Below are 23,596 nucleotides of genomic sequence, written 5' to 3'. Positions count from 1 at the left end.
CAGGTGAGACCCGCCATGCGCGCAGTTGTTCTGATCTTCACGGTATTGCTGTTCTCTCCGCTCTGGGCGGCCGGAGTCAAGGAGTTCACCCAGGGCATGCAGCATCATCAGGGATATTTCGATTTCTACTACCACGGCGAGGAAGACAAGGTCTACCTGCTGGTCGACAAGCTCGACAAGCCTTTCATTTTTCAGAGCAGCCTGCCAAGAGGTATCGGCTCCAACGACATCGGGCTGGATCGGGGCCAGCAGGGCGCGACCCGGCTGGTGCAGTTCGAAAAGTTTGGCAACAAGGTCCTGCTCAACCAGCTCAACACCTACTATCGCGCCGATTCCGACAACCGTGCCGAGCAGCAAAGCGTGGACGAAGCGTTTGCCCAGTCTGTGCTCGCCGGCCTGCCGGTGGTTGCCAGCAGCGACGATGCGGTACTGGTTGATTACACCGAGTTTCTGTTGTCCGACATCCACAGGGTTGCCCAGCGCCTTGATGAGGCCGGGCAGGGCAGTTTTTCACTCGACGCCAGCCGCAGCGGCGTGTTCTTGCAGCGCAGCAAGGCTTTCCCCCGCAACACCGAGCTGGAGGCGCTGGTGACCTTTGCCGGCAGTGATGTCGGAGGTTTTGTCAAACAGGTCACGCCCGAGCCGACGGCGGTCTCCGTGCACCTGCATCATTCTCTTGTCGCCCTGCCGGCGCAAGGCTACGAACCAAGGCCATTTCACCCTTATTCGGGCTATTGGAAAGTCGAGTACATGGATTATGCGGCCGCGATTGACGAGCCCATGGTCAAGCGCCTGCTGCCGCGCCATCGATTGGTCAAGAAGAACCCCGATGCCAGGGTCAGTGAAGCGGTCGAGCCGATCGTGTTCTACCTAGATCCGGGCGCGCCCGAGCCCGTGCGCACTGCCCTGCATGACGGCGCCATGTGGTGGAACAAGGCCTTTGAGGAGATCGGGTACAAGAATGCCTTTCAGGTCAAGCCGTTACCGGACGATGCCGACCCCATGGATGTTCGTTACAACGTCATCCAGTGGGTGCACCGCGCCACTCGTGGGTGGTCTTATGGCACCTCGATTACCGACCCGCGCACCGGCGAAATCATCAAGGGTCACGTCACCCTGGGCTCCCTGCGGGTGCGTCAGGATTTCCTGATCGCCAATGGCCTGACCGGGCCGTTTGATGGCACCGCGGACACCGACAGGCAGCAGGACATGGCGTTGGCAAGAATACGCCAGCTTTCCGCTCACGAGGTCGGGCACACGCTGGGGCTGATACACAACTTTGCGGCCAGCGCCAACGGGCGCGCCTCGGTGATGGATTATCCTCATCCCCTGGTCGAGATCGAAGACGGCCGGATTGTCTTGAGCAATGCCTATCGTGAAGGCCTTGGCGAATGGGATCGTTATGCCATTGCCATGGGCTATGCTGATCTTGCCGAGCCAGAAAAGGCAATGGCGGAGCGTGTGGCCAACGCCAAATCCCGGGGTCTGGAGTACATGGCCGACCGCGACGCGCGGCCGGCCGGTGGCGCCAGCGCGATTGGCCACCTCTGGGACAATGGAGAAGATCCTGTGGCCGAGCTTGAGCGCTTGTCTGAAGTGCGCGAGCTGGCGCTGCAGAACTTCGGGCTCGATCACATCGCCGACAATCAGCCCCTGTCTTCCCTGCACGAAGCGCTGGTGCCAATCTACCTGCTGCATCGTTATCAAGTGGAAGCAGTCGCCAAGCAGATTGGCGGGGTGCATTACGAATATGAGCTCAAGGGTGACCACGACCGCCCCAGGGGAGTCCGGCCGGTATCAGCCGACCGGCAGCGAGCCGCGATGGATGCCCTGCTGCAGACCATCCGGCCGGAATATCTGACCCTCCCAGAAACCGTACTGCACCTGATTACGCCCAAGGCCTATGGCGACAGTGAAGGGCGCGAAAGTTTCAAGTCGCGTACCGGTTTGACCTTCGATCCGGTGTCGGCAGCCGAGGCCGCCGCCAACAACACCCTGAAGCTGCTGCTGCATCCGCAGCGGCTCAATCGCCTTGCGCGCATGTCAGCCACCGGCGGTACCCGTGAGGTGTATGAAAAGCTGATGGCGAGCACCTTCAAGCTCGAGCCGCAGCAGCACGCCCAGCGGCAGATACATCACCGGATTCTGCACGTGGTGGTCTACCGCTGGATCGATGCAATGAACAACCCGGGGCTGGCGCCGGAAGTACGCGCACAGATGGCGGCCGACCTGTCGGATCTGGAAGCCTGGCTGGATGCGCATGACGACAGTGCGCAGCATCGCTACCTGCAGCAGCAGATAGCGCGCTATCGTGACGACGGCGAGTGGGCGCCGGCATTCGAGCCGGTGCCGCTGCCGCCGGGTTCACCGATCTGAGCGCGCAGCCGGCCGTCCGGGCGGACAATCGTGTTCCGGGGTCGTGCGCTGGTGATCAGGTGTCGGTTTGTTGATGGGCACGATGGCTGCGCTGGCGCACTGCACATCCGCCTCGGTGAGCGGCTGCGGGTCGTGGCAGACCTGGTTGCGCCCCTTTCCCTTGGCCGCATACAGTAGCTGATCCACGCGCTGGTGAGCTGACTTGAGGGGCACGCTGGAGTCGAACTCCGCAACGCCCAAACTGGCGGTGCAGCGGAGGTCGGGCGCAATGTCCTGCATCGCTGCTGCCGCCACGCTCTGGCGCAGTCTTTCGGCAATCTTGTGCGCCTTGTCGATGCCGGTGTCGGGCAAAAAAACGAGAAACTCCTCGCCGCCGTAGCGGGCGGCCTCGTCGGCTTCGCGAGTGCTGCCCGAAATCAGCGCCGCGACGCGCTCCAGCACCCGATCGCCGACGAGGTGGCCCCAGCGGTCGTTGATGCTCTTGAAGCGGTCGATGTCGATCGAGATCAGGGAGTAGCAAGCGCAGCGGCCACGTGCGAACTCCGCCTTGGCGTTGAAGCTGGCGCGGTTGTCAAGCCGGGTCAGCGGGTCGATCGAGGCCCTGTGCTCGGCCATCTGCAGGCGTCGGGAGGCGTGCACGAGCAGCAGTGCCAGCGCAAAGACGACGATGAACACATTCCAGGCGATTTGGGTCGACACCCAGAACGGCGTCCTGTCAAAACCGTAGCGTGATGCATCGGTGCCGACCGTCAGAAAGGTTCGGGGCAGCAGGCTCAGGGCAAAAATGGATACGCACAGAAACAGAAAGCGTTCGGGGCCGCTGCCGCGAGTCAACAGCGCCCGGGCGTGCCAGCATGCCAGCAGGAAGATGACGGTAAGGTAAGTCTGGATGCCGTAGATGCGGCCAATGCTGTTGAAGCTCTGCGCCGTATGAAAATACCTCAGGGCCAGAAAAGCCAGCGTCAGTCCGATTGCGACCGACCATGAAGGCGTGCCTGCGCCCACGCGGACCAGCGCTTGGTAAAAGCCCAGAGCAGCAATGGCATAGGCCACGCCGGTCAGCATGGCGTTGGTTTCCGCGTTGCCGGGAAGGAGCAGTATCTGCAGGAAGATTCCGACCGCAAAAGCAATATAGGCCGCGGCGGCGGGCAAGAAGTAGTTGGCCTTTCTGGTCGCCGCGGCGATCAGAAAGAACAGGCCGATGACCAGGGCGATGATGGGGTGGGCCAGGGCCGCAAGATGTTCGGAAGCGAGCATGCTTGTATCATAACCTGTCGGGTATCAGGCACTGCCTGCATGACCCCGGCCGCCGGTTCGGCAGCAGGCGCGACAGCCTGCCTTGCCGGCCCGGCTCAAGTTTTCACGCTTGCCGCCGCTACAGCGGGCTGGAATCCCTGCCGGAGACATCGCCATGAAAATACCAGCCTTCAGCAAAGCATCGCCCACCGGGGCGCAGCCCAAGGGGGGGCAGCCGGGTCGTGGCGGGGTCAACACCCCGTTTGGCAAGGGCGTGGCCGGCTCAGCGCAGGCAGCGCGTCTGAGCTCGGGTGACAATCCGCTCGCGCTGACCTACAGGACGGCTCTGGAAAGCCTCAACGACGTGCTCGCGCCGGAGCTGGGGCCGAACGCCATTCAGCAGGCCTACGACTCCGGGCTGGACGTTTCGCCGGAGGCAACCGCCAAGCGTATCGTCTCCCAGAGCACGGGGTTTTTTCAGGCCTATCAGAAACAGCATCCGGACAAGGATGCGGCAACCGCCGCAAAGGACTTTGTCGAGCTGATCGGCCAGGGGATCGAGCGTGGATTTGCCGAGGCCCGCGAGATCCTCAGCGGCCTCGATGTGCTTCAGGGCGAGGTGGCCGCCAATATCGACAGGACTTATGATCTTGTGCAGGAAGGTCTGAAGAGCTTTCTGGACAGTGCCTTGAGCGCTTCCGCGGAGGCCTCGGCGTGACGCTGCGGCCGTGCCGGCGGTTTTTCCATCCGGAGTGACCCACCGCGAGCCGATCTGTTAAGCTGTTCGCAGTAATTGATGTGACTTGGGGTGCCGACCTGACCGTCGGCTGAGATTACACCCATTGAACCTGCTCTAGTTCGCACTAGCGAAGGGATAGTCCAGTGACATTATCGCCCTCCGATATCGATGCTCGGCTGACGGCCGTGCGTGATGCCTCGCCTCTGGTGCAGTGCATTGCCAATGCGGTCGTCTTGAATCATCTCGCCAATACCCTGCTTGCTCTGGGTTGTGCCCCGGCGATGGTGGACATTCCCGAAGAGGCCGGTGCTTTCGCCCGCACGGCTGCTGCCCTGCTGATCAATCTCGGCACGCCCTATGCCGAGCCGCGCGCCGCCGCGCTGGAGGCGGTGGCCTCGGCCACCGACGCCGGCGTTCCCTGGGTGCTGGACCCGGTGGCGGTTGGCAGTCTGCCGGTAAGAACCCGCCTGGCGCGTGAGCTGTTGCGGCATCAACCTGCCGTCATTCGCGGCAACCCCTCTGAAGTCATGGCGCTGGCCGGCAGCGGCCGCGGCGGGCGCGGAACCGACACCCTGGCCACTGCCGACGATGCCCGGCAAGCTGCGCAGGATCTGGCGCAGCGCCATCAGGCCGTGGTGGCTGTCTCCGGCGAAACCGACCTGGTAACCGACGGCGTGACCGATCTCCGCGTGCGCAACGGTCACCCGTGGCTGACCCGCATCACCGGCGGCGGCTGTGCCCTGGGCGCGACCGTTGCGGCCTTTGTCGCCCTGGATTCCAGCCAGCCGTTCAAGGCAGTCGCGGCTGCCGTCGCCGCCTATGCCATTGCCGCCGAACAAGCGGCCGCGCATGCGGCCGGCCCGGGCAGCTTCAAGCCGGCTTTTGTGGACGCCTTGCACAATCTGCATCAGGCCACGATTGCAGCGCGTCTGAATATGTCCTGACCAAGGAGGTAGTCCGACGTGAAACGAATCTTGAGCATTGCCGGCACCGACCCCACCGGTGGTGCCGGCGTTCAGGCCGACCTGAAATCCATAGCCGCGCTGGGTGGCTACGGCATGTGCGTGGTCACCGCGCTGGTGGCCCAGAACACCCACGGCGTGCGTCGCATCCATACGCCGCCCACCGACTTTCTGCGCGCGCAGCTCGAGGCGGTCAGCGACGATGTGACCATCGACGCGGTCAAGATCGGCATGCTCGGCAATGCAGCCACGATCACGGAAGTGCGGCGCTGGCTGCAGGCCGTCAGGCCGCCGGTGGTCGTCCTCGATCCGGTCATGGTGGCCACCAGTGGCGATCGCCTGCTGGAGCAGCGGGCCGAAGACGCCGTGCGCGAGCTGCTGAACCAGGCCGACATGGTGACGCCCAATCTGTCCGAGCTTGCGCTGCTGGTCGACGAACCCGTGGCCGCCGGCCGGGAAGACGCGCTGGCGCAGGGCCAGCGCTTGATGGCGCGACACCACACCGGCGTGATCGTCAAGGGCGGGCATCTGGCGGGCCAGTCCTGTCCCGATGCCCTGCTGCTGCCGGGGGCGGACCCGGTGGAGTTGGCCACGCCGCGAATCGAGACCCGCAACACCCACGGCACCGGCTGTTCACTGTCATCGGGGCTGGCGACATTGCGGGCCCGAAGCGGTGACTGGGCCGTGGCATTCGAGCAGACCAAACACTGGCTGCAGGGCGCGCTGGCGCATGCCGACGAGCTGGAAGTCGGCAGCGGCCACGGCCCGATTCATCATTTTCACTCACTTTACGCAAAGGCAGGAATATGAACATGACGCAAAGCGCTGGCGCCACAAACCCGACCGGGCTCGAGCCCGCCGGGCCCCATACCGCCAAGCTGTGGGCGGATGCCGCCGAAATGAACGCTGAAATTGCCCGGCTGGATTTCATTCAGGGCCTGGGTGAGGGCACGCTCCCAAAGACCGTGTTTGATTACTATCTGGCCCAGGATGCGGCCTACCTGCGGCAGTACTCGCGCGCGCTTGCCCGCGCCAGCCAGCTGGCCACGACCCGGCGGGCGCAAGCCTTCTGGGCACAGGCGGCAAACGATGCCATCGTTGCCGAAATGGAGCTGCACGACGGCTTTCTGGCGACGGATGCAGCCATCGAAATCGACGATACCACCCGTGCCTACACCAACCACCTTCTGGCGGTGGCAGGCACCGGCAGCTACGCTGAAGTGGCCGCCGCCGTGCTGCCCTGTTTCTGGGTTTATCTGGATGTGGGCCTGCGACTGTATCAGCAGCGCGGCCCTGATCACCCCTACGGTGCCTGGCTGGACACCTATGCCGACCAGAGTTTCGCCGACGGCACTGTCGCGGCGATTGCCGCCACCGAGGACGCGCTCGCCGCGGCGTCACAGCATGAATACGAAGCCGCCACCGATGCCTTTCACTACGCGGTGAAAATGGAGCGCGACTTCTTCAACCGCAGCTGAGCGCAATCCGGCCGCAGCGAGGGTTACGCTGCGGCCAGCTCACTGAAAGCTTCAGCCGCCGTCTCGAAAGGCAGCAGTACGGAGTTGTGGCGAGCCGGAAAGGGGATGGCGGCCGCGAGGATTTCAAGGCTTTGCCAGTGGGCATCGAACTCGGCCGGCTTGCCGGCGAGCAGGTCGGCCAGGGCGGTATGCGCCCGGGCCACCTGATCGGCGTTCTGGCCCGGCCCGGCGTCAACGAGGATGGCTGTTGCTGCCATGCCCAGGCTGCAGGCGCGGGCGCGATAGCCGACGCGCTCGATGCGCTCGCCGTCGAAGTCGAAGTCGAGCGTGACCATGCTGCCGCAGATCTTGCTGCGCCGGGTCACGCTGATCTGCGGCGCCTCAATGCGGCGGTCGGCGCGCACTCGCGCCGACAGCTCGCGTATCTTGCGCTGGTAGAGCGCGGCAACTTCTTCGTCGGTCGCCATGGTTTGTCGGCGGCTCAGTCGGGACGCATCTGGCGGCCGAAGACGGCCGCAAAGCGCAGCAGAAAGTGCAGCCCGCGCCGCACGTCCTCGTCCTTGGCCGCACGCAGCAGGCCCAGGCGCGAGGGCGGTTCGGCTTGTGAAACCTCGTTGGCAGCATAGCGCGCGGCGTTGCCGGTAGCCCACAGTCCGCTGACGAGATTCTCGTAATTGGCCGCCAGCTTGTTGACCATCTCCTCGTCGGCCAGATCGACCATGTCCGAGGTCCACGAAAGCAGGTCGACCACGTTGTGCAGGCGCCGGCCCTGGAGCAGCGGAGCGAGCTTTTCAACCAGCTCGTTCAGCCCTTCCTGGGTGGCGGCATCAAGTGCGGGTGCCTGCGCCTGGCCGTTGGTACCGGCTGCGGCTGTTTGCTGCCCGCTGTCGGCATGCTTGTCCATATCGCTCTTGTCGTTCATTAAACCATCCCTCGGGCCACTGCCCAGTAGACACCGCGGTTGAAAGCCTTGCGCGAGAGCCCGCCAAGCTTGGTCGGCGGGGTCGGCTGAACATCGATGTCGTAGTCGTACCAAAGCGGCATGCCTGCCTCGAGGCCCATCTGGGCGATGGCCTGCACGCGGCCGTCGTAGCTGGCAATGTTGCGGCCGTAGCGCAGGTCGCCGGCGATGTTGTCGGCAATGACCGGGCTCTGGTTGTGGCATGAGCCGCCGGCCTTGCTGATCGGCAGGTCGACGGTGTCGCCCATCACAAAGGCATTGTCGAAACCCTCCAGCTGCATGGTTTCGCGGTTGGTCGGCAGCCAGCCTTCGTTGTTGGGCGCTTCGGAGATGCCGCTGTCGAGCACCGCGTCGACGGCGCGAATCGGCGGCGTGGCCATGAGCAGGTCGAAGTTCTCTTCTTCGCCTTCCTCGGAAATGGCCACCTTGCGGTCCGGGTCAACCTTGGCAAGCGTGAAGCCGCGCTTGTAGCGGATGTCCTTGGAGTCGAAGATGTCCGGCAGGACATTGCCGGTGGGTTCCTGCAAAAACAGGCAGTTGCGCACCAGCTGGGCGATGGTCGGGTAGGTGTAGACGATCTCGACCTGGTCGCGTACGCCCTTGCGGCGCATGTATTCATCGACCATGAAGGTGGTCTCCATCGGCGCGATGCCGCACTGATGGGGCACGTTGGGCGTGGTCGGGAAGTTGACCGTGATGAAGATGCGGCCCTTCTCGAAGTCGCGCAGCTTGTTGGCGAGCTGGCGCGCCGGGTCGTGCTGATAGAAATGATCGCCGGCTTCCTTCAGGCCCTCGATGCGTTCAGGCGAGGGAATGCAGCCGGTAGAGACGACAATGTAGTCGTAGTCGACACGCTTGCCGGATCGGGTCTTGACGCACGAGCCCTTGAAGTCGAACTCGGTTACCTTGTCGAGGGTGAAATCGACTTCCGGGCGCAGCAGCGAGCGCTGCTTGCGCCGCAGCTCGTCCTTGAACATCATGTCAAAGGCGACGTACATGAACGCCGGCTTGTAGTAGTGCCAGGGAGAGTCGGAAATCATCGACACGGTGACTTCCCCGCGCGATACTTCCGGATAGAGTTTTGCAACCAGGTTGTTGGCCGTCATCGTGCCACCGATGCCGCCGCCGACAACCAGAATGTGCTTGGTCATGGTCAAACTTCCTTTCGGGACAAGCCCGCGACTGCCGGCCACTACGCCGCCCTTTGCTTATATGCGTACATTCGGATTGATCGTAGCACAGCCGGTGAGTTCAGGCAAAAAAGGCAGGCAACCGGGCGAGCGTGACCCCCATCACGGATGCTGCGTGTGTTCAGTGATGACCAGCTCCAGGGCAAAGGCGGGTGTCGACACTGGGTCTGCCAAGTATGTGAGCCGCGCTTGCATTAGGATGTTTCAGACACCACTCACCGGCGGGTTATCCGCTCGCCTCCAACGATTCAGGAGCCCGTCGATGACGCATCCATTGTCCATCGCACGCATTCTCATCCTCGCCGCCGCTGTGGCCATGGCCGGCTGCGGCAACGCGCAGCAATCCGATCCGTCATCAGGCGGGGAAGTCCCCGGCCTGCTCGAAGTCCCGGCGGACCCGTCTGCAGCACAGCCCGGCGCGTCATTGATGCGCGACGCCCACAGCAGCATGGCCAGAGCGAAGGGCAAGATGTCGGTCTACATCGGCCTGATCGAGGACAAGGGCAGTGACGCAATGAAAAGCGAGGCGGCCGAACTCGACCAGCAGTTCAAGGCCGGGATGGACACCGCGCGCGAGCTGGCGCTGAAGATGGCCAGGGCCGAGGGTGAGGGCCTGGCGGATCTCGTGGCGCGCTACAACCGCAACTGGAAAGGCCTGCAAAAAGCGATGGCTCGTGCCGAGACGCTGCAGATGCAGGCGCTTGGCGCGGGTTGATCAGCGACCTTCAGCCTTTCTCAGCGCCCGCCGGATAGACGACGCGGCCGTTTGCAACGACGGCGCCGTCAGTCATCTTCGCCGGCTCGATGCGATCGCGGCCCATCAGGTGGTACACGCGCTCGCCGCCGGCCAGCAGGTGGTCGCTGATGATGCGTCGGTGGCAGCGCCACCACACCGCCTCAGCGCACATCAGCGCGCAGGTCTTGCGTGAACCCAGGTCGATGAGCTGCTCGAGCGCGGTCTGAAAATCTTCGCTCAGGGCATGGTCGGCATAGTTGTGAAAACTGCGGTTGCGCCAGTAGCCGTTGACCGCCTCGTCGACCTCCCGGCTCTTGCCGCGCAGGCCGCCGAGGGCGGGCATATGCGTCGCCTCGATATCCCAGGGAGCCAGTTTTTCGGGCAGAACCTCGAGGTTGTAGTCGGGGTTGGTGCGCGATCGCGGCACGCTGCGCACGTCGACAAGCTGCTCGATTCCGGCCTGGCCGAGCAGCTCGGCGAATTCGCCGATCGAACGGGTTGAATGGCCCACCGTGTAGAAGGCCCGGTTCGCCGAGCCCGCCGTCGACTCGCCGGCCGGTCCGTCGCTCGTCACGGCGCCGCGGCTGCGTTCGCGTTCTTGACGTGCTGGTCGAACCATTCCAGCTGTTCCCACAATACGTGCTCGATGCTTTCCCGGGCACGGTAGCCGTGGTCCTCGAACGGCAGAAGAACCAGCCGCGCGGTGCCGCCCGATCCGCGTACTGCTTCGAAGAAGACTTCACTCTGGTAAGTGAGCGTGCCGGGGTTGGAGTCGTCCTTGCCGTGGATGACGAGCACCGGCTCGTCGACCTGGTCGGCGTAGAAGGTGGGTGAAAGCCGGATATAGGCGTCGCGGGCTTCGAACAGCGTGCGCCGCTCGGACTGGAAGCCGAAGGGCTGGTTGGTCTTGTTGTACGAGCCGCTGCGCGCAATGCCGGCTCGGAACAGATCGGTGTGCGCGAGCAGGTTGGCTACCATCAGGCCGCCGTGGCTGTGGCCGATCACGCCGATGCGCTCGGGGTCGGCGATGCCCATGTCGACCGCCTTGGCCACGGCCGCTTCGGCGTCGTTGACGAGCTGCTCGACAAAGCTGTCGTAGACGGTTTCCGGATCGCCGATCATGGGCATGGCAGTGTTGTCGAGCACGGCGTAGCCGCGCAGCAGGAAGTACAGGTGCGAGGCGCCCCAGAAGCGGCTGAAACGCCGGGTCGAACCGCGCACCTGGCCAGCGGTGGCGGCGTCGGAATACTCCTGCGGATAGGCATAGACCACGGTGGGCAGCCGCTCGCCTTGCTCGTAGCCCGGCGGCAGGTGCAAATGAAAGCTCAGCGGCACGCCGTCCTCGCGCTCGTAGCGCACGATCCGTTTCTCGATTTGTCGCAGTTGCGGCGTGGGGTCTTCGAATTCGGTGATCGCTTGGCGGCTGTGGCGCCAGTCGGGTTCGCCCTGGGCCGCGTCGACGCGTTCAGTGAGGGTGGCGAGGTGGTAGTTGGGTACTTCGGTGGGCGACTCCGAACGCACGATGAACTGCTCCTTGTCACCGGCGGCAAAGGACACGAAGACTTCGTAGCGATCGGGCGCGCTGCGAAACAGTCGCTCGGTCTCGCCGGTCTCGATATCGCGTCGATCGAGGAAGGGGCGGTCGCCTTCTTCGGTCGCGCCGCTGCCGCGAAAGTAGACGTTGTCGCCGTCTTGTTGCATCACCCAGTGCCCGCTGGGCAGCGGACGAAAGACCGGAGAGCCGGGATCACCATAGCGATCGCTGACATCGCGGTCGTACCACAGGCGCGAGCGGCCTTCGTCGACATCGAGCAGCCACACGTACAGCCAGCGTTCCATCCGCTCGTACTGGGCGAGCATCAGGGTGCCGTCTTCCGCGCCCCAGCCGCTGCCCACGATGCGGTGCTCGGCGCGGAATGTTTCCTCGGCGTCGCTTTCGAAAGGCGCCTTGAGGCGCATCAGGCGATCGCGGTGCTCGACTTCGGCCATCGGGTCGCCGCCGTCGAGGGCCTCTACCCAGTAGAGCGTTCGCGGCGCGGTGGCCCGCCAGGTAAACCGGCGCGGCCCCTCGGCCACGCCGTGGGTGGGCACTTCATCGGCCAACGGCAGCGAGGCCACGGTGGCAACCTTTTCGCCGTTGTCGTCCCAAAGCTCGACTTCGCTGGCGAAGCGCCACCACGCGACTTCATGCGACCAGGGCTCGACGAGGTACTCGACCAGCAGGTAATCGCCCGACGGGGAGAAGCTGGCCGTGGCATACGCAGCCGGTTCGCCGATGACCTCGACGCGGCCTTCGTCGGGATCGACAATCGCCAGCTCGGAGCTCATGTAGTAGGCGAACAGCGCATCGTCGTGCGCGGTTTCGAGCAGGTTGCGCGCCTCGTAGGTCGAGCGCGCTTCGGCGCCTTCTCCTGCCAGTACCTCCGGCCCGGCCGGAATGGTCGGCGGCTCGGGCGCGGGCCCGCGATCGGGAATGCGGCGCACCAGCAGGCGTTTCTGGTCGGGCAGCCAGTCGACCGCCGAGCCCAGCAACGGATTGAGCGCCAGCCCTTCGATCCGGGTCAGCTCGCCGTCCACCGAGCCGACCCACAGCCCCAGGTGATCGGCAAGCGTCGCGGTGATCGCAAAGCGCTCGCCGCTGGCGCTCCAGTCGACGCTGTGGACCTCTGCTTCGGCCGGCAGATCCAGGGGTGTGATCTGGCCGTCGGCCACCCGCACCAGGCGCGGCGATGTGCCGCCGCGGCGGCCGTGTACCGTGTTGAGCGCGGGGTTGACCCGAATGCCGGCAAGCTTGTGCATCGGCGCAGCCAGTTCGCTCAGGGAAGGGTAGACCACCGGATCAGTCAGGATTAGATGTTCGCCCGAAGGCGCGCTCATCACCCGCGGCAGCTGCGGCGCGTGCAGCACCTGCATGATGTCTGGCGGCGGCTGCTGCCATTGCGTCGCCGCGGTGCGGTCGGCAGCGGGCGCCGTGATGCCATGGGTAATAAGTGCTGCAAAAGTCAACACGCTTGCAAGACGTCTCATGTGCCTGCTCCCGATGTCTGATTGGTCTGGCCGGCTGGCTGCTTCGAGCGGCCGCTGCGGCAGGGATCTTCGGCTGCAAGGCTATCGCAGCGTTCGGGAAAAGGGAAACCGGGAGGATATCCGCGCCGCCTCGGTTGCGGTGTTGCACGGAATCAATGGCTGGCTTCTTTTCGGCCGGCTCGCGTCCGTATAATGACAAGCAGGGACGATCCGCCCGCGGCGTCCGGCTTGATGTGTTTCATGCACGGTCGGGCGAGCCATGGCCGGGGACTTCGACGCCATTTTCGCCGCTTGAGCAAACAGATCAATGTCCATTACCAAATCGCTGCGTACGCTGCGCGACAACATCGTCAGCCGCAATCCCGCCGAGCCGGAGTTTCACCAGGCCGTCAACGAAGTCCTCGAGACCCTGGTGCCGGTGCTTGGCCAGCATCCCGAATACGCCGAGGCCAAGCTGCTCGAGCGCATCTGCGAGCCCGAACGCCAGATCATCTTCCGGGTGCCCTGGGTCGACGACAGCGGCGAGGTTCAGATCAACCGTGGTTTCCGGGTCGAGTTCAACTCTGCGCTCGGGCCTTACAAGGGCGGCCTGCGTTTTCATCCGACGGTCAACCTGGGCGTGGTCAAGTTCCTCGGCTTCGAGCAGGTGTTCAAGAACGCGCTCACCGGGCTGCCCATCGGCGGCGGCAAGGGCGGCTCGGACTTCGATCCCAAGGGGCGCTCGCAGGGCGAGGTCATGCGCTTTTGCCAGTCGTTCATGACCGAGCTCTACCGCCACATCGGCGAATACACCGACGTGCCCGCCGGCGACAGCGGCGTGGGCACGCGCGAGGTCGGCTATCTGTTCGGCCAGTACAAGCGCATCACCAATCGCTACGAGTCGGGCGTGCTCACCGGCAAGGGCCTGGCATGGGGCGGGGCGCGCGTGCGCACCGAGGCAACCGGCTACGGCACCGTCTTCTTCCTGCACGAAATGCTGGCCGCCCATGGGCACCGGCTTGAAGGTCTCGACGTGGTGGTGTCCGGTTCGGGCAACGTCGCGCTTTATGCCATGCAGAAGGTGGCCGAGCTCGGCGGCCGGGTGGTGGCCTGCTCCGATTCGGGCGGTTACGTCCACGACAGCGCCGGTATCGATTTTGCCCTGCTGCGCCAGGTCAAGGAAATCGAGCGCGGCCGCATCGATGAATACGCTCGGCGGCGCGGGGCGTCGGCGCGCCATGTCCGCGGCGCGTCGGTCTGGGAGGTGCCGTGTCAGGTGGCTCTGCCCTGTGCGACCCAGAACGAGCTTGACGACGAGGCTGCCCGCCGGCTGATAGCCGGCGGCGTGATCGCCGTGGCCGAAGGCGCCAACATGCCCTGCCGGCCCAGGGCGGTTCGCCTGTTTCGGGAGGCTGACGTGCTGTTTGCCCCCGGCAAGGCGGCCAACGCCGGCGGGGTGGCCACTAGCGCGCTGGAAATGCAGCAAAATGCCTCGCGTGACTCCTGGAGTTTTGGCTATACCGAGCAGCGCCTGCGCGAGATCATGAGCAACATCCACGGTGACTGCCACGAAGCTGCTGCCCAGTACGGACATCCCGGCGACTATGTGCTTGGCGCCAACATTGCCGGCTTCGATCGCGTGGCCGGGGCCATGCTGGCTCTGGGCGTGATCTGAGCCCCCGGGCTGCGGCGCCCTGGGGCTTCGCGCCGATGTTTTCGTGGCATGTGCCGCTCGTGGTACATTGAAATCAGATACATAGCGTCGACAGGGGGTTTCGTTGACGTATGATCCACGCTCAATGTCCGCGCCCGGCACCGTTGCGGTTGGCGCCATAGAAAACACCGAAAGCCTGGCCGATCGTGATCTGCAGGAGGTGCTGGATGCCGTTCCGGACGCCATGGTGGTGGTGGACGGGAACGGGTGCATCCGGCTGGTCAATCGCCAGGCCGAGAATCTTTTTGGTTACCGGCGCCGGGAGCTGCAGGGGCAAGCCCTGGAGGTGCTCGTTCCCGAGCACTCGGCCGCGAGCCACCGTGGCCAGCGGCGGGACTACTTCGCGCAGCCGACCGTGCGCCCGATGGGCGCCGACCTCGATCTGGAGGCGCGCCGCCGCGACGGCAGCCTGTTTCCGGTCGAGATCAGCCTCAGCCCGCTGTCGTCGGATGAAGGGACGCTGGTCGTCGCCGCCGTGCGCGATATCACCGAGCGGCGCCGCATTGCCGCTGAGCAGCGCTGGCAGGCGGAGTTTTCCAGCGGCATCATCAACAGCCTGCCCGGCATCTTTTATCTGATGGACAAATCCGGCCACATGCGCCAGTGGAACGCCAACCTGGAGGCGCTCACCGGTTATTCGTCTGCCGAGCTCGAAACCATGACGGTGTGGGACATTCTCGATCCGTCCGAGCATGGCAAGGCTGAAGAGGCCATGCGCGCCGTGTTTGATCAGGGCGAAGGGTTGCTCAAAGCGACTTTGCCGCTCAAGGACGGCAGCAGACGTGATTATCATTTTCAGGGCCGCCGTATCGTTCTGGGTGATGAAGAATTTCTGACGGGCCTCGGTGTCGACATGACCGATGTCCTGCGCACCGAGGCGGCGCTGGATTATCTGTCGGGGCTGCAGCGCACGCTGGTGGAAGCCTCCAAGCGCTTCATCGCGCTCGACTCCGCTGATGTGGATGACGTGATTACCGATGTGTTGAGCCGCGTTGGCAGCTATTGCGGAGTGGATCGCAGCTATCTGTTTCGTTTCAAGGAAGGGCGCACGCTGATGGACAACACCCACGAGTGGTGTGCGCCAGGCATCAAGGCCGAGATCGACAGCCTGCAGAACCTGCCGCGGGGGACGGTGCCCAGGGTAGTGGAGTGCATGGAGCGGCGCGAGATCATGCACGTGCCGCGGGTGGCCGATCTGCCGCCCGACTGGGACAGCGACCGCGCCGTATTCGAGGCCGAGGATATTCAGTCGCTGGTCGTGGTGCCGATCGTCGTCAGCGATGAGCTGCACGGTTTTGTGGGCCTGGACGCCGTGCGCCGCGAGCGTGTCTGGCGCGATGAGGAGATTCGGCTGCTGGAAGTGCTGGCCGACCTGTTTGGTGCCGTGATCCAGCGCGAACGCACGGCCCGCGCGCTGCGCGACAGCGAGACGCTGCGCACCCACGCCGAGCACATGGCGCATCTGGGCAGCTGGGAGCTGAACTTCGAGCACGATGCTTTCCACCCCTCGGCAGAGTGGCGCCGGGTCACAGGCTGCCACCAGGATCCGCTCGGCCTGGACGCAGTTCTGGATCTGGTTCACCGCGATGACATCGATACTGTTCGCCACCGGCTGCGGCTGGCGCGCGAGACTGGTGCGCCATACAATGTGGAGCATCGCATCCAGCGTCAGGACGATGGTCAGCTGCGCTGGCTCAAGACCTATGCCGAGATCGAGGGCGCGCCGGGTAAAGCGCAGCGGATGAGCGGTTTCATCCAGGACATTACCGAACGCAAGCGCATCGAGGCGGCGATTGCCGAAAGCGAGGCAAAGTACCGCTCGGTAGTGGATCACATCCGCGAAGTGGTCTTTCAGGCCGACGGTGAGGGCTGCTGGACGTTTCTGAACCCGGCCTGGGAAGAGATCACCGGCTTTTCCGTGGATGAAAGCCTGGGCCGGCGCTACATCGACTTTGTGCACCCGCGGGACCGTCGCGGCAGCGAACGTGAATTTCACCAGCTGATGGCGGGCCAGCGGTCCTCGGCACGCTCGGAGGTGCGTTATCTGACTCAGCGCAATGATTCCCGCTGGCTCGAGGTCAACGTCCGCGTCACCGTGGATGAACAAGGATGCATTAACGGCTGCGCCGGCACGCTACGTGATATTACCGAGCAGCGTGACGCCGAGCGAAAGATGCGCCATCTGGCGCATTACGACTCGATCACCGGTCTGCCCAATCGGATTCTGGCGCTGGACCGCCTGAACCAGTTGCTCAAGGCAGCCGACCGCCGGAACGAGCAGGTCGCGGTGCTGTTTCTGGATCTTGATCACTTCAAGAAGGCCAACGATACCCTCGGGCACGAAGCCGGTGACCAGCTTCTGCGAGAAGCTGCCTGGCGCCTGCTGGCAGACGTGCGTGATCACGACACCGTGGCGCGCTTCGGCGGCGACGAATTCCTGATCGTGGTCGGCGGCCTCGCCAACAGCGCAGCGGCCCAGCCGATTGTCGACAAGCTGCTCACGAGCTTTCGGCAGCCGTTTCATATTCAGGGCCGCGAGTTCATGCTCACCGCCAGCGTGGGCATTGCCATTGCACCCGGTGACGGCGTCACCTCCCAGGATTTGCTGCGCAACGCCGACATCGCCATGTATCAGTCCAAGGGAGAGGGCCGCAATACCTATCACTACTTCACCCGGGCGATGAACCGCAACGTGGAGCGACGCCAGAGCGTGGAAGAGCAGCTGCGCGGGGCGCTGGCCCGCGACGAGCTGTCGCTGGCCTTCCAGCCCATCATCGACCTGCGTCGCGGGGCCGTGGTCGGCGCCGAAGCACTGGCGCGCTGGCACAATCCGATCCTCGGAAAGGTACCGCCCGACGAGTTCATCGCCATCGCCGAGCAGACCGGTCAGATTGATGCCATCGGTCGGCATGTGCTCGAGCGCTCGCTCGAACAGGCCGCCCGCTGGCGCATCGAGCGCGACCCGGACTTCTGGGTGTCGGTCAACGTTTCGCCGCAGCAGTTTCGCGACCCGCAGCTGGTCTCCGTCGTAAAACAGGCTCTGTCCCGAAACGGTCTTCCGGGTTGCGCGTTGCAGGTCGAGATCACCGAAAGCGTGTTGCTCGACGAGCGGGGTCAGTCGGCCGCGGCCCTGGCCGAGCTCAAGCAGCTCGGCGCAAGCATCGCCATGGATGACTTTGGCACCGGTTATGCGTCGCTCAGCTATCTGCGCCACCTCCCCTTCGACATGCTCAAGATCGACCGCAGCTTTGTTGCTGATATTGCCGATGATCCCAAGGATGCCGAGCTGGTGATCGCGTCACTGTCGCTGGCCCGCAACCTCAGGCTGCGGGCCCTTGCCGAAGGCGTGGAAACCCGGGAGCAGCTCGAGCGGCTGCGCCAGCATGGCTGCGAGCTTGCCCAGGGCTACTTGTTGGCCAGGCCCCTTTCCGTTGAAGACTTTCAAAGCCTTCCTGACCATATCCGGCTCGATCAGCTGGACGGAGAATGAGCAATCAGCCCGCTGCCGGCGGCACGTCCGGGGCGAAGTCGAAAGAGTCGTAGAACAGCCGCTCTTCGGGCACGCCAGCGGCGAGAAAGGCCGGGCGTGCGGCGTGAATCATGGCCGGCGGGCCGGACATGTACACGTCCCATCCCGACAGGTCGGGGTGGTGGCGCAGAACGGCCTCGTGGACGAAGCCGGTTTCGCCGCTCCAGCCCGCGTCGGGTTCGCTGACGACGGGGACGAAATTGAGCGCCGGGTGTTTCTCCTGCCAGCTGCCGATCAGCTCGGCGGCGTAGAGGTCGCCGGCGCTGCGCGTGCCCCAGAATAGCTCCAGCGGGCGATCATCGCCGGCGTACATCAATTCTTCGACCATGGCCTTGAGCGGCGCGATGCCGGTGCCGCCACCAACCAGAAGGGCCGGGCGCTCGGAGCTGCGGCGAAAGAAGAACGTGCCCAGCGGGCCCTCGAAGCGCAGAATTTCCTTGAGCTGCATGTCATTGAAGACATGGCCGGTAAAGCCGCCGCCGTCGACCTGCTTGACGTGCAGCTCGATGAACTCTTTTTCCGACGGCGGCGAGGCCAGCGAGAACGCGCGGCGCTTGCCGTCGGCCAGCAGGATGTCGATGTACTGGCCGGCGAGAAACTGCAGGCGCGCGGCGGCCGGGAGTTTCAGGCGCAGGCGCATGGTGTCGTCGGTAAACCGGTCCATGGTTTCCACACGCGCCGGCAGCAGCCGCACCGCAATGTCTTCAACCTGCTCGATTTCGCGCGCCTCGATCACCACATCACCCCGGGCCACGGCCTGGCAGCTGAGCATCTGACCGTCGTGCAGCTCGGCCTGTTCGAGTGCGGCCGGCGGGTTGTAGGGATAGCTGATCTCGCCCTCCACCAGGCGGCACTTGCAGCTGGCGCAGGTGCCGTTGCGGCAGGAATAGGGCAGCACAATGCCCTGGCGCAAGGCGGCCGTAAGAATGGTCTCATCGTCTTGTGCGCTGAATTCACGGCCGGTGGAGGCAATGCGGATATGAGCTTTTCGGGAACTGGACACTCGGCAAGTACGGCTGATGGGTAACAAACCCTACATCATGCCAGATTGCCACGGGAAAAGCGGCACAAAGCCTGTACGATAAGCGGGTATGTTCCTCCTGCTGCATCCGAACCGATCCGACGCGTCCGCCGGGATGCACCTGCTGTGAGCAACTGGGTGCAATTGACCACCGCCGCCGATCCGATCGAGGCAGGTTTTCTGCGCGGCCTGGTCGAGTCGGCGGGCATCGAGGTTCAGCTGCGCAGCATGGAGCTTTGGGGCGTCGCGGTCGAAATCTACTACTCGGAGGGAGCGCGGCCGTCACTGTGGGTGCGCAGGGCAGACCTCGAGCGCGCCCATCGAGTGCTGGCCGAGCGACATCAGACCGGTGCGGGCCCGCCCTGGGTCTGCCCGGGGTGTGGCGAGCATCTGGCCGGGCAGTTCACCAGCTGCTGGCGCTGCGGCCACGTGCGTGAGCTGCGGCAATGAGCGACCCGCTGCGTCAGCCGCCGCCGTTTCGCACGCCCTGGCGCCTGGCCTGGCGGCTGCCGCTGTTTGTGCTGCATGCGTGCATCGGCCTGCCGCTGACTCTGCTGTGCTTTCTGCCCGGCATCCACCGCATGCCCGTGGGCGGCCTGCCGCTGAGAAAGCGCGCGCACCGCAGCTGGCAGCGCATCACGCTGCGCCTGTTCGGCGTGCGCCTGCGGGTCTCGGGCCGGTTCCCCGACGGGCCGGCGCTGATTGTTGCCAACCACATCAGCTGGCTGGATATCGTGGTGCTGCAAGCGCTGTGGCCGATGTGGCTGGTCGCCAAGTCGGAGATCCGCGCCTGGCCGCTGATCGGCTGGCTGGCACAGGCAGGCGGCACCCTGTTCATCGAGCGCGGTCAGCTCGACTCGCGCCAGAAGATCATTCGCCGCATGGCGGCGCTGATGCGTCGCGGCGATCGCGTGGGCGTTTTCCCCGAAGGCGGCATCCGCCCGGAGCGTGGCGTGGGGCGTTTCCACGCGCCGCTGTTTGCCCCGGCCATTCGCACGCGCCTGCCGGTGGTGCCGGTGACGATTCGTTATCAGCGCGAGCGCGATCTGCATGATGAATTCGTGTTCGGGCCGCACGAGAATTTTCTGCGCAACTTCTTCCGGCTGATGGCTGCCGCACCGCTGACCGGCCGGGTGGTGATCGGCGAGCCGATCATGGATTACGATAGCGGCCGTCGCCGGCTGGCTGAAAAGGCCGGCGCCGTGGTCAAGGATTGCTATGACAACGTCTGATTCATCCGCTGCTCCGTTTTTGCCGCGGGGGCTGCTGTCGAGCCCGCACGTGCAGTCGATTCTCACCTCGGGCCCGCTGCGGCGGCGCAAGGTGAGAAAACACGCCGGCGCGTATCTGGCCCGCTGCAGCGAGCGCGTCGTCACCGCTGCCGACGGCAGCCGCCTGCTGGGCTTTGCCAATCGCGCTCCCGCGAGCCGACGCGGCGCGCTGGTGATTCTGCTGCACGGCTGGGAAGGCAGTGTCGACTCCAACTACCTGCTGTCGAGCGCGGCAACGCTTGATCAGGCCGGTTTCGATACCTTTCGGCTCAATTTTCGCGACCACGGCGGCTCGCACCATCTCAATGAAGGCCTGTTTCACTCCTGTCTGCTTGAAGAAGTGCTCGACGTGGTCTCCATCGTGGCCGGCGAGTACGACGGCCCGGTTTTTCTGGCCGGTTTTTCTCTGGGCGGCAATTTTGCCCTGCGGATCGCCCGACACGCGTCTGCGCGCGGGCTCGAGCTGCAGCGCACGGTGGCCGTCAGCCCGGTGATCCGCCCGCAGCGCGTCCTGGATGCCATGGAGCAGGGTCTGCCGATCTACCAGCGCTATTTCGTACACAAATGGCGCCGATCGCTCAAATACAAGCAATCGCTCTTCCCCGAGCGCTACAGTCTGCAGCCCTGGTTCCGGCTGAAACGGGTGCGGGAACAGACCGAATGGCTGATCGAGCGCTACACCGACATGGCCGGCCTCGACGATTATCTCGAAGGCTATTCCGTGGCCGGTGACTACCTTGCCGGGCTGCAGTCACCGACCTTGATCATCACCGCCGCAGACGACCCGATCATTCCTGTCGATGATGTGCACGCGCTGCCGCAGTCGCCGGCGCTGGATGTGGAAGTGCTCGCGCACGGCGGCCACTGCGGGTTTCTGTGCAACTGGCGACTGGAGAGCTGGATCGAACAGCGCCTGCTGCGCGAATTGTCAATCCTTGCGGGCTGAGCGCACGCACGGGTCTTGAGTCAGCCGCTCCCCCGTCAGATGCGGTAGGCCAGCGCTTTCATGACGCCTGCAGTCAGCGCCATCAGACGCTGCACCGGCGCGGGCAGAACATGAGCACCGCTGTCGAGAGCCATCTGTGCATGGCGCGCCTCGTCTTCTTTCATCTGCGCGACGATGGCGCGCGAGCGCTGGTCCTGTGGCGGCAGACGCTCGAGGTGCTCGCCGAGATGGGCTTCGACCTGGCGTTCGGTCGCCTCTACAAATCCCAGGCTCCAGGGATCGCCCGCCAGGCCGGCGCCGGCGCCGATCGCATGGGAGCCGACGTACCACAGCGGATTGAGCAGGCTGGGCCGGCTGCCCAGCTCGTCGAGCCGTTCGGCGCACCAGGCCAGGTGATCTTCTTCCTCGCGGGCGGCTTCGGCCATCTGTGCGCGGATTTCGTCGCTGCGGGCCGTCGCTGCCTGCCCGGCGTAAAGCGCCTGGGCGCAGACCTCGCCGGTGTGGTTGATGCGCATCAGGCCGGCGGCCAGGCGGCGTTCGGAGTCGTCGAGAGGCGCGTCGGGCAGATTCTTTGCCGGCGAAGGGTGGGTGGCGTCGGGTGGCGGGCCGAATGCGGCGCGCAGGCCGCCGTCCAGCTGGCTGAGAATACGGTCGAGAGTCGTGGGTTCGCGCATGGATATTGAATGGTCGGGAGCGGTTTGCATGGTTCGGGATGTTGCGTCCGGCTATTATACTTGCCGCCGTGCAGCCGGCTCGGCATGCACGAATCAGCCGCAAATCGAGGGAAACTTTGACGTGCCGATGATGTCATTGTCTGTCGAGCGCAGACCAAACAAGAACAAACTCCTTTATATGCAATCTTTCGCAATGATCCTGATGTGCGGCTGGCTGGTCTGCCCGGCTGACGCCGCCGAGTGGTCGGGCAAGGGCGAGTTCGGCCTCGTGATCGCCCGCGGCAACTCCGAAACCGAAACCCTCAACCTGGGGCTGAATTTCGAACGCAAGTCCGAAAAGTGGCGTAACCACCTGAGGCTGACAGCGCTGCGCGCTCAAGACGAGGGCCAGCTCAACGCGGAACGCTATACCCTGGGCTACAAGTCCGGTTACAACTTCAACGAAAAATCCTACCTGTTCGGCGCTCTGCGCTACGACCAGGACGAGTTTTCCAGCTACGACTATCAGGCCAGCCTGTCGATGGGTTATGGCCGCCAGATTCTCGATACCGAGACCCATGAGCTGGCGGCCGAGTTCGGCCCCGGTGTGCGCCGGGCCGAGCCGCAAGATCCGCAAGAGCCCACCGACACCAACGTGATCGGGCGTTTGTCGGCAAACTATGCCTGGAGCATCTCGGAGACGGCCGACCTGACCAATGACCTGCTGGTCGAGGCCGGCAGCAACAATACGTTTGCCGAAAACGAGCTGGCGCTGAACGTGACCATCAATACCCGTTTTGCTCTCAAGCTGTCGGGTGCCGTGCGGCATAATACCGAGGTGGACCCCGGCGTGAAAAAGACCGATACGCTGACCACGGCCAATCTCGTTTACAAGTTCGGCGAAAAGTGAGCTATTACAACCACCATCTGTTTTTCTGCACCAATGAGCGTCCCGAGGGCGCCAAACGACCCTCTTGCGGACGCTGTGGTTCAGCCCGGCTGCGCGCTTACGCCAAGTCCCGGCTCAAGGCACTGGGGCTGTCCGGCGCGGGTGCCGCGCGCGCCAACACCGCCGGCTGCCTTGACCGCTGCGAGGAAGGGCCCTGCCTCGTGGTCTACCCGGAGGGCGTGTGGTACACCTACATCGACGAGTCCGATCTCGACGAGATCATCGAATCCCATATCGTCGAGGGACGCCCCGTCAAGCGTTTGATGCTGCCCGCGCGGCTGCCGGTCGCAGAGTGATTGGCTATTGCAGCCCGCTTTCGCTTGCTGTAGAATCCCCGCTCTTTACTGCAACGTTCTCAATATTCTAGCGAGCGGACGGAATCCATGAAAACCTATAGCGCCAGGGCAGAAGACGTGCGCCGCCAGTGGCACCTGATCGACGCCGAAGGCAAAACGCTTGGCAGGCTGGCCACCGAAGTGGCCCGTCGTCTGCGCGGCAAGCACAAGCCGGAATACACTCCGCATGTGGACACCGGCGATTACATCGTTGTGGTCAATGCCGAGAAGATCCACGCCACCGGCCGCAAGATGACCGACAAGATCTACTATCACCACACCGGTTATGTCGGCCATATGCGGTCGATCACCCTTGAGAAACAGCTTGACAGGCGGCCCGAAAAGGTCATCGAGCTGGCGGTCAAGGGCATGATGCCGCGAGGCCCGCTGGGGCGCGCGATGTTCAAGAAGCTCAAGGTTTACGCCGGCACCGAGCATCCGCACGCCGCCCAGCAGCCCCAGCCGCTGGAACTGTAATCTTTTAGGACGACTGA

Annotated in this window: 22 protein-coding genes and 1 riboswitch; of the genes, 14 read left to right on the top strand and 8 right to left on the bottom strand. The window is 64.4% G+C overall.

What is annotated here, in order from left to right; all coding sequences use genetic code 11:
• Positions 1-15: 15 nt before the first annotated feature.
• A complete protein-coding gene (locus ACEWQ0_RS05980) occupies positions 16-2,376 on the top strand; it encodes a zinc-dependent metalloprotease (protein WP_476484811.1) in 2,361 nt (786 codons plus the stop codon).
• Here the strand turns inward: ACEWQ0_RS05980 and ACEWQ0_RS05975 are convergent.
• Entirely contained in the window at positions 2,365-3,633 is a 1,269-nt protein-coding gene (locus ACEWQ0_RS05975; protein WP_476484810.1) for a GGDEF domain-containing protein, read from the bottom strand. The genes ACEWQ0_RS05980 and ACEWQ0_RS05975 overlap by 12 nt on opposite strands.
• Before the next feature lie 154 nt (positions 3,634-3,787).
• Here ACEWQ0_RS05975 and ACEWQ0_RS05970 point away from each other — a divergent pair, with 154 nt between their 5' ends.
• The 4 genes from ACEWQ0_RS05970 to ACEWQ0_RS05955 all read left to right on the top strand — a co-directional run bounded on the left by ACEWQ0_RS05970 (position 3,788) and on the right by ACEWQ0_RS05955 (position 6,791).
• On the top strand, positions 3,788-4,330 hold the full coding sequence (locus tag ACEWQ0_RS05970) for a DUF5610 domain-containing protein (protein WP_476484809.1): 543 nt from the start codon (positions 3,788-3,790) through the stop codon (positions 4,328-4,330).
• 76 nt (positions 4,331-4,406) lie between these two features.
• A riboswitch (TPP riboswitch) is annotated at positions 4,407-4,505 on the top strand.
• Positions 4,495-5,295, top strand: coding sequence for a hydroxyethylthiazole kinase (gene thiM, locus ACEWQ0_RS05965; RefSeq protein ID WP_476484808.1), 801 nt, complete (start codon positions 4,495-4,497; stop codon positions 5,293-5,295). Its footprint overlaps the riboswitch before it by 11 nt.
• An 18-nt stretch (positions 5,296-5,313) precedes the next feature.
• The gene (gene thiD, locus ACEWQ0_RS05960; RefSeq protein WP_476484807.1) at positions 5,314-6,123 is read left to right on the top strand and encodes a bifunctional hydroxymethylpyrimidine kinase/phosphomethylpyrimidine kinase; all 810 of its coding nucleotides are present in this window, start codon (positions 5,314-5,316) and stop codon (positions 6,121-6,123) included.
• Positions 6,124-6,125: 2 nt separating this feature from the next.
• A complete protein-coding gene (locus tag ACEWQ0_RS05955; protein WP_476481486.1) occupies positions 6,126-6,791 on the top strand; it encodes a TenA family protein in 666 nt (221 codons plus the stop codon).
• A 23-nt stretch (positions 6,792-6,814) separates the two neighbouring features.
• Here the strand turns inward: ACEWQ0_RS05955 and ACEWQ0_RS05950 are convergent, their stop codons facing one another.
• Genes ACEWQ0_RS05950 through ACEWQ0_RS05940 form a run of 3 tightly spaced genes read right to left on the bottom strand, consistent with a single transcriptional unit; the run spans position 6,815 to position 8,903 of the window.
• Positions 6,815-7,258 carry an iron-sulfur cluster assembly scaffold protein gene (locus tag ACEWQ0_RS05950; RefSeq protein ID WP_476481487.1) on the bottom strand — a complete coding sequence of 148 codons (444 nt, stop codon included), beginning with the start codon at positions 7,256-7,258 and terminating at the stop codon, positions 6,815-6,817.
• A 14-nt stretch (positions 7,259-7,272) separates the two neighbouring features.
• Entirely contained in the window at positions 7,273-7,713 is a 441-nt protein-coding gene (locus ACEWQ0_RS05945) for a helical membrane plugin domain-containing protein (protein WP_476481488.1), read from the bottom strand.
• Positions 7,713-8,903, bottom strand: a complete 1,191-nt coding sequence (locus ACEWQ0_RS05940) for an NAD(P)/FAD-dependent oxidoreductase (protein WP_476481489.1) — start codon at positions 8,901-8,903, stop codon at positions 7,713-7,715. The genes ACEWQ0_RS05945 and ACEWQ0_RS05940 overlap by 1 nt, the downstream gene beginning before the upstream one ends.
• Positions 8,904-9,204: 301 nt before the next feature.
• Here ACEWQ0_RS05940 and ACEWQ0_RS05935 point away from each other — a divergent pair, with 301 nt between their 5' ends.
• Positions 9,205-9,657, top strand: a complete 453-nt coding sequence (locus ACEWQ0_RS05935) for a hypothetical protein (RefSeq protein WP_476484806.1) — start codon at positions 9,205-9,207, stop codon at positions 9,655-9,657.
• 10 nt (positions 9,658-9,667) lie between these two features.
• Here ACEWQ0_RS05935 and ACEWQ0_RS05930 read toward each other — a convergent pair whose 3' ends face one another.
• Both ACEWQ0_RS05930 and ACEWQ0_RS05925 read right to left on the bottom strand, forming a co-directional pair.
• Complete coding sequence (locus ACEWQ0_RS05930) at positions 9,668-10,252, bottom strand: DUF488 domain-containing protein (protein ID WP_476481491.1); 585 nt, start codon at positions 10,250-10,252, stop codon at positions 9,668-9,670.
• Positions 10,249-12,705 (bottom strand): alpha/beta hydrolase family protein, encoded by a 2,457-nt coding sequence (locus tag ACEWQ0_RS05925; protein WP_476484805.1) that lies wholly within the window; start codon positions 12,703-12,705, stop codon positions 10,249-10,251. The genes ACEWQ0_RS05930 and ACEWQ0_RS05925 overlap by 4 nt, the downstream gene beginning before the upstream one ends.
• 307 nt (positions 12,706-13,012) lie before the next feature.
• Here ACEWQ0_RS05925 and gdhA point away from each other — a divergent pair, with 307 nt between their 5' ends.
• Positions 13,013-14,359: an NADP-specific glutamate dehydrogenase gene (gene gdhA, locus ACEWQ0_RS05920; protein ID WP_476481493.1), complete on the top strand. Its 1,347-nt coding sequence runs from the start codon at positions 13,013-13,015 to the stop codon at positions 14,357-14,359.
• A 124-nt stretch (positions 14,360-14,483) separates the two neighbouring features.
• Complete coding sequence (locus tag ACEWQ0_RS05915; protein ID WP_476484804.1) at positions 14,484-17,888, top strand: bifunctional diguanylate cyclase/phosphodiesterase; 3,405 nt, start codon at positions 14,484-14,486, stop codon at positions 17,886-17,888.
• A 4-nt stretch (positions 17,889-17,892) separates the two neighbouring features.
• Here the strand turns inward: ACEWQ0_RS05915 and ACEWQ0_RS05910 are convergent, their stop codons facing one another.
• Positions 17,893-18,930 carry a CDP-6-deoxy-delta-3,4-glucoseen reductase gene (locus ACEWQ0_RS05910; RefSeq protein ID WP_476481495.1) on the bottom strand — a complete coding sequence of 346 codons (1,038 nt, stop codon included), beginning with the start codon at positions 18,928-18,930 and terminating at the stop codon, positions 17,893-17,895.
• Positions 18,931-19,074: 144 nt separating this feature from the next.
• Here ACEWQ0_RS05910 and ACEWQ0_RS05905 point away from each other — a divergent pair, with 144 nt between their 5' ends.
• Genes ACEWQ0_RS05905 through ACEWQ0_RS05895 form a run of 3 tightly spaced genes read left to right on the top strand, consistent with a single transcriptional unit; the run spans position 19,075 to position 21,165 of the window.
• The gene (locus tag ACEWQ0_RS05905) at positions 19,075-19,398 is read left to right on the top strand and encodes a putative signal transducing protein (protein ID WP_476484803.1); all 324 of its coding nucleotides are present in this window, start codon (positions 19,075-19,077) and stop codon (positions 19,396-19,398) included.
• Positions 19,395-20,180 carry a lysophospholipid acyltransferase family protein gene (locus ACEWQ0_RS05900; RefSeq protein ID WP_476484802.1) on the top strand — a complete coding sequence of 262 codons (786 nt, stop codon included), beginning with the start codon at positions 19,395-19,397 and terminating at the stop codon, positions 20,178-20,180. Before ACEWQ0_RS05905 ends, ACEWQ0_RS05900 begins: the two co-directional genes overlap by 4 nt.
• Positions 20,167-21,165 carry a YheT family hydrolase gene (locus tag ACEWQ0_RS05895; RefSeq protein ID WP_476484801.1) on the top strand — a complete coding sequence of 333 codons (999 nt, stop codon included), beginning with the start codon at positions 20,167-20,169 and terminating at the stop codon, positions 21,163-21,165. Before ACEWQ0_RS05900 ends, ACEWQ0_RS05895 begins: the two co-directional genes overlap by 14 nt.
• Positions 21,166-21,200: 35 nt before the next feature.
• On the opposite strand, the gene coq7 is transcribed toward ACEWQ0_RS05895, so the two are convergent.
• Entirely contained in the window at positions 21,201-21,839 is a 639-nt protein-coding gene (coq7, locus tag ACEWQ0_RS05890) for a 2-polyprenyl-3-methyl-6-methoxy-1,4-benzoquinone monooxygenase (RefSeq protein WP_476481499.1), read from the bottom strand.
• A 193-nt stretch (positions 21,840-22,032) separates the two neighbouring features.
• Between coq7 and ACEWQ0_RS05885 the strand changes: the two genes are divergently transcribed.
• The 3 genes from ACEWQ0_RS05885 (at position 22,033) to rplM (ending at position 23,579) form a co-directional block, all read left to right on the top strand.
• Positions 22,033-22,728, top strand: coding sequence for a DUF481 domain-containing protein (locus tag ACEWQ0_RS05885; protein WP_476481500.1), 696 nt, complete (start codon positions 22,033-22,035; stop codon positions 22,726-22,728).
• Positions 22,725-23,063, top strand: a complete 339-nt coding sequence (locus tag ACEWQ0_RS05880) for a (2Fe-2S) ferredoxin domain-containing protein (protein ID WP_476481501.1) — start codon at positions 22,725-22,727, stop codon at positions 23,061-23,063. The genes ACEWQ0_RS05885 and ACEWQ0_RS05880 overlap by 4 nt, the downstream gene beginning before the upstream one ends.
• Before the next feature lie 87 nt (positions 23,064-23,150).
• Entirely contained in the window at positions 23,151-23,579 is a 429-nt protein-coding gene (rplM, locus tag ACEWQ0_RS05875; RefSeq protein ID WP_476481502.1) for a 50S ribosomal protein L13, read from the top strand.
• Positions 23,580-23,596 lie beyond the last annotated feature (17 nt).

It is taken from the genome of Wenzhouxiangella sp. YN9, from assembly GCF_056324165.1.
Note: the sequence above shows the minus strand (reverse complement) of the source record. Positions and strands in the feature narration are given on the sequence as shown.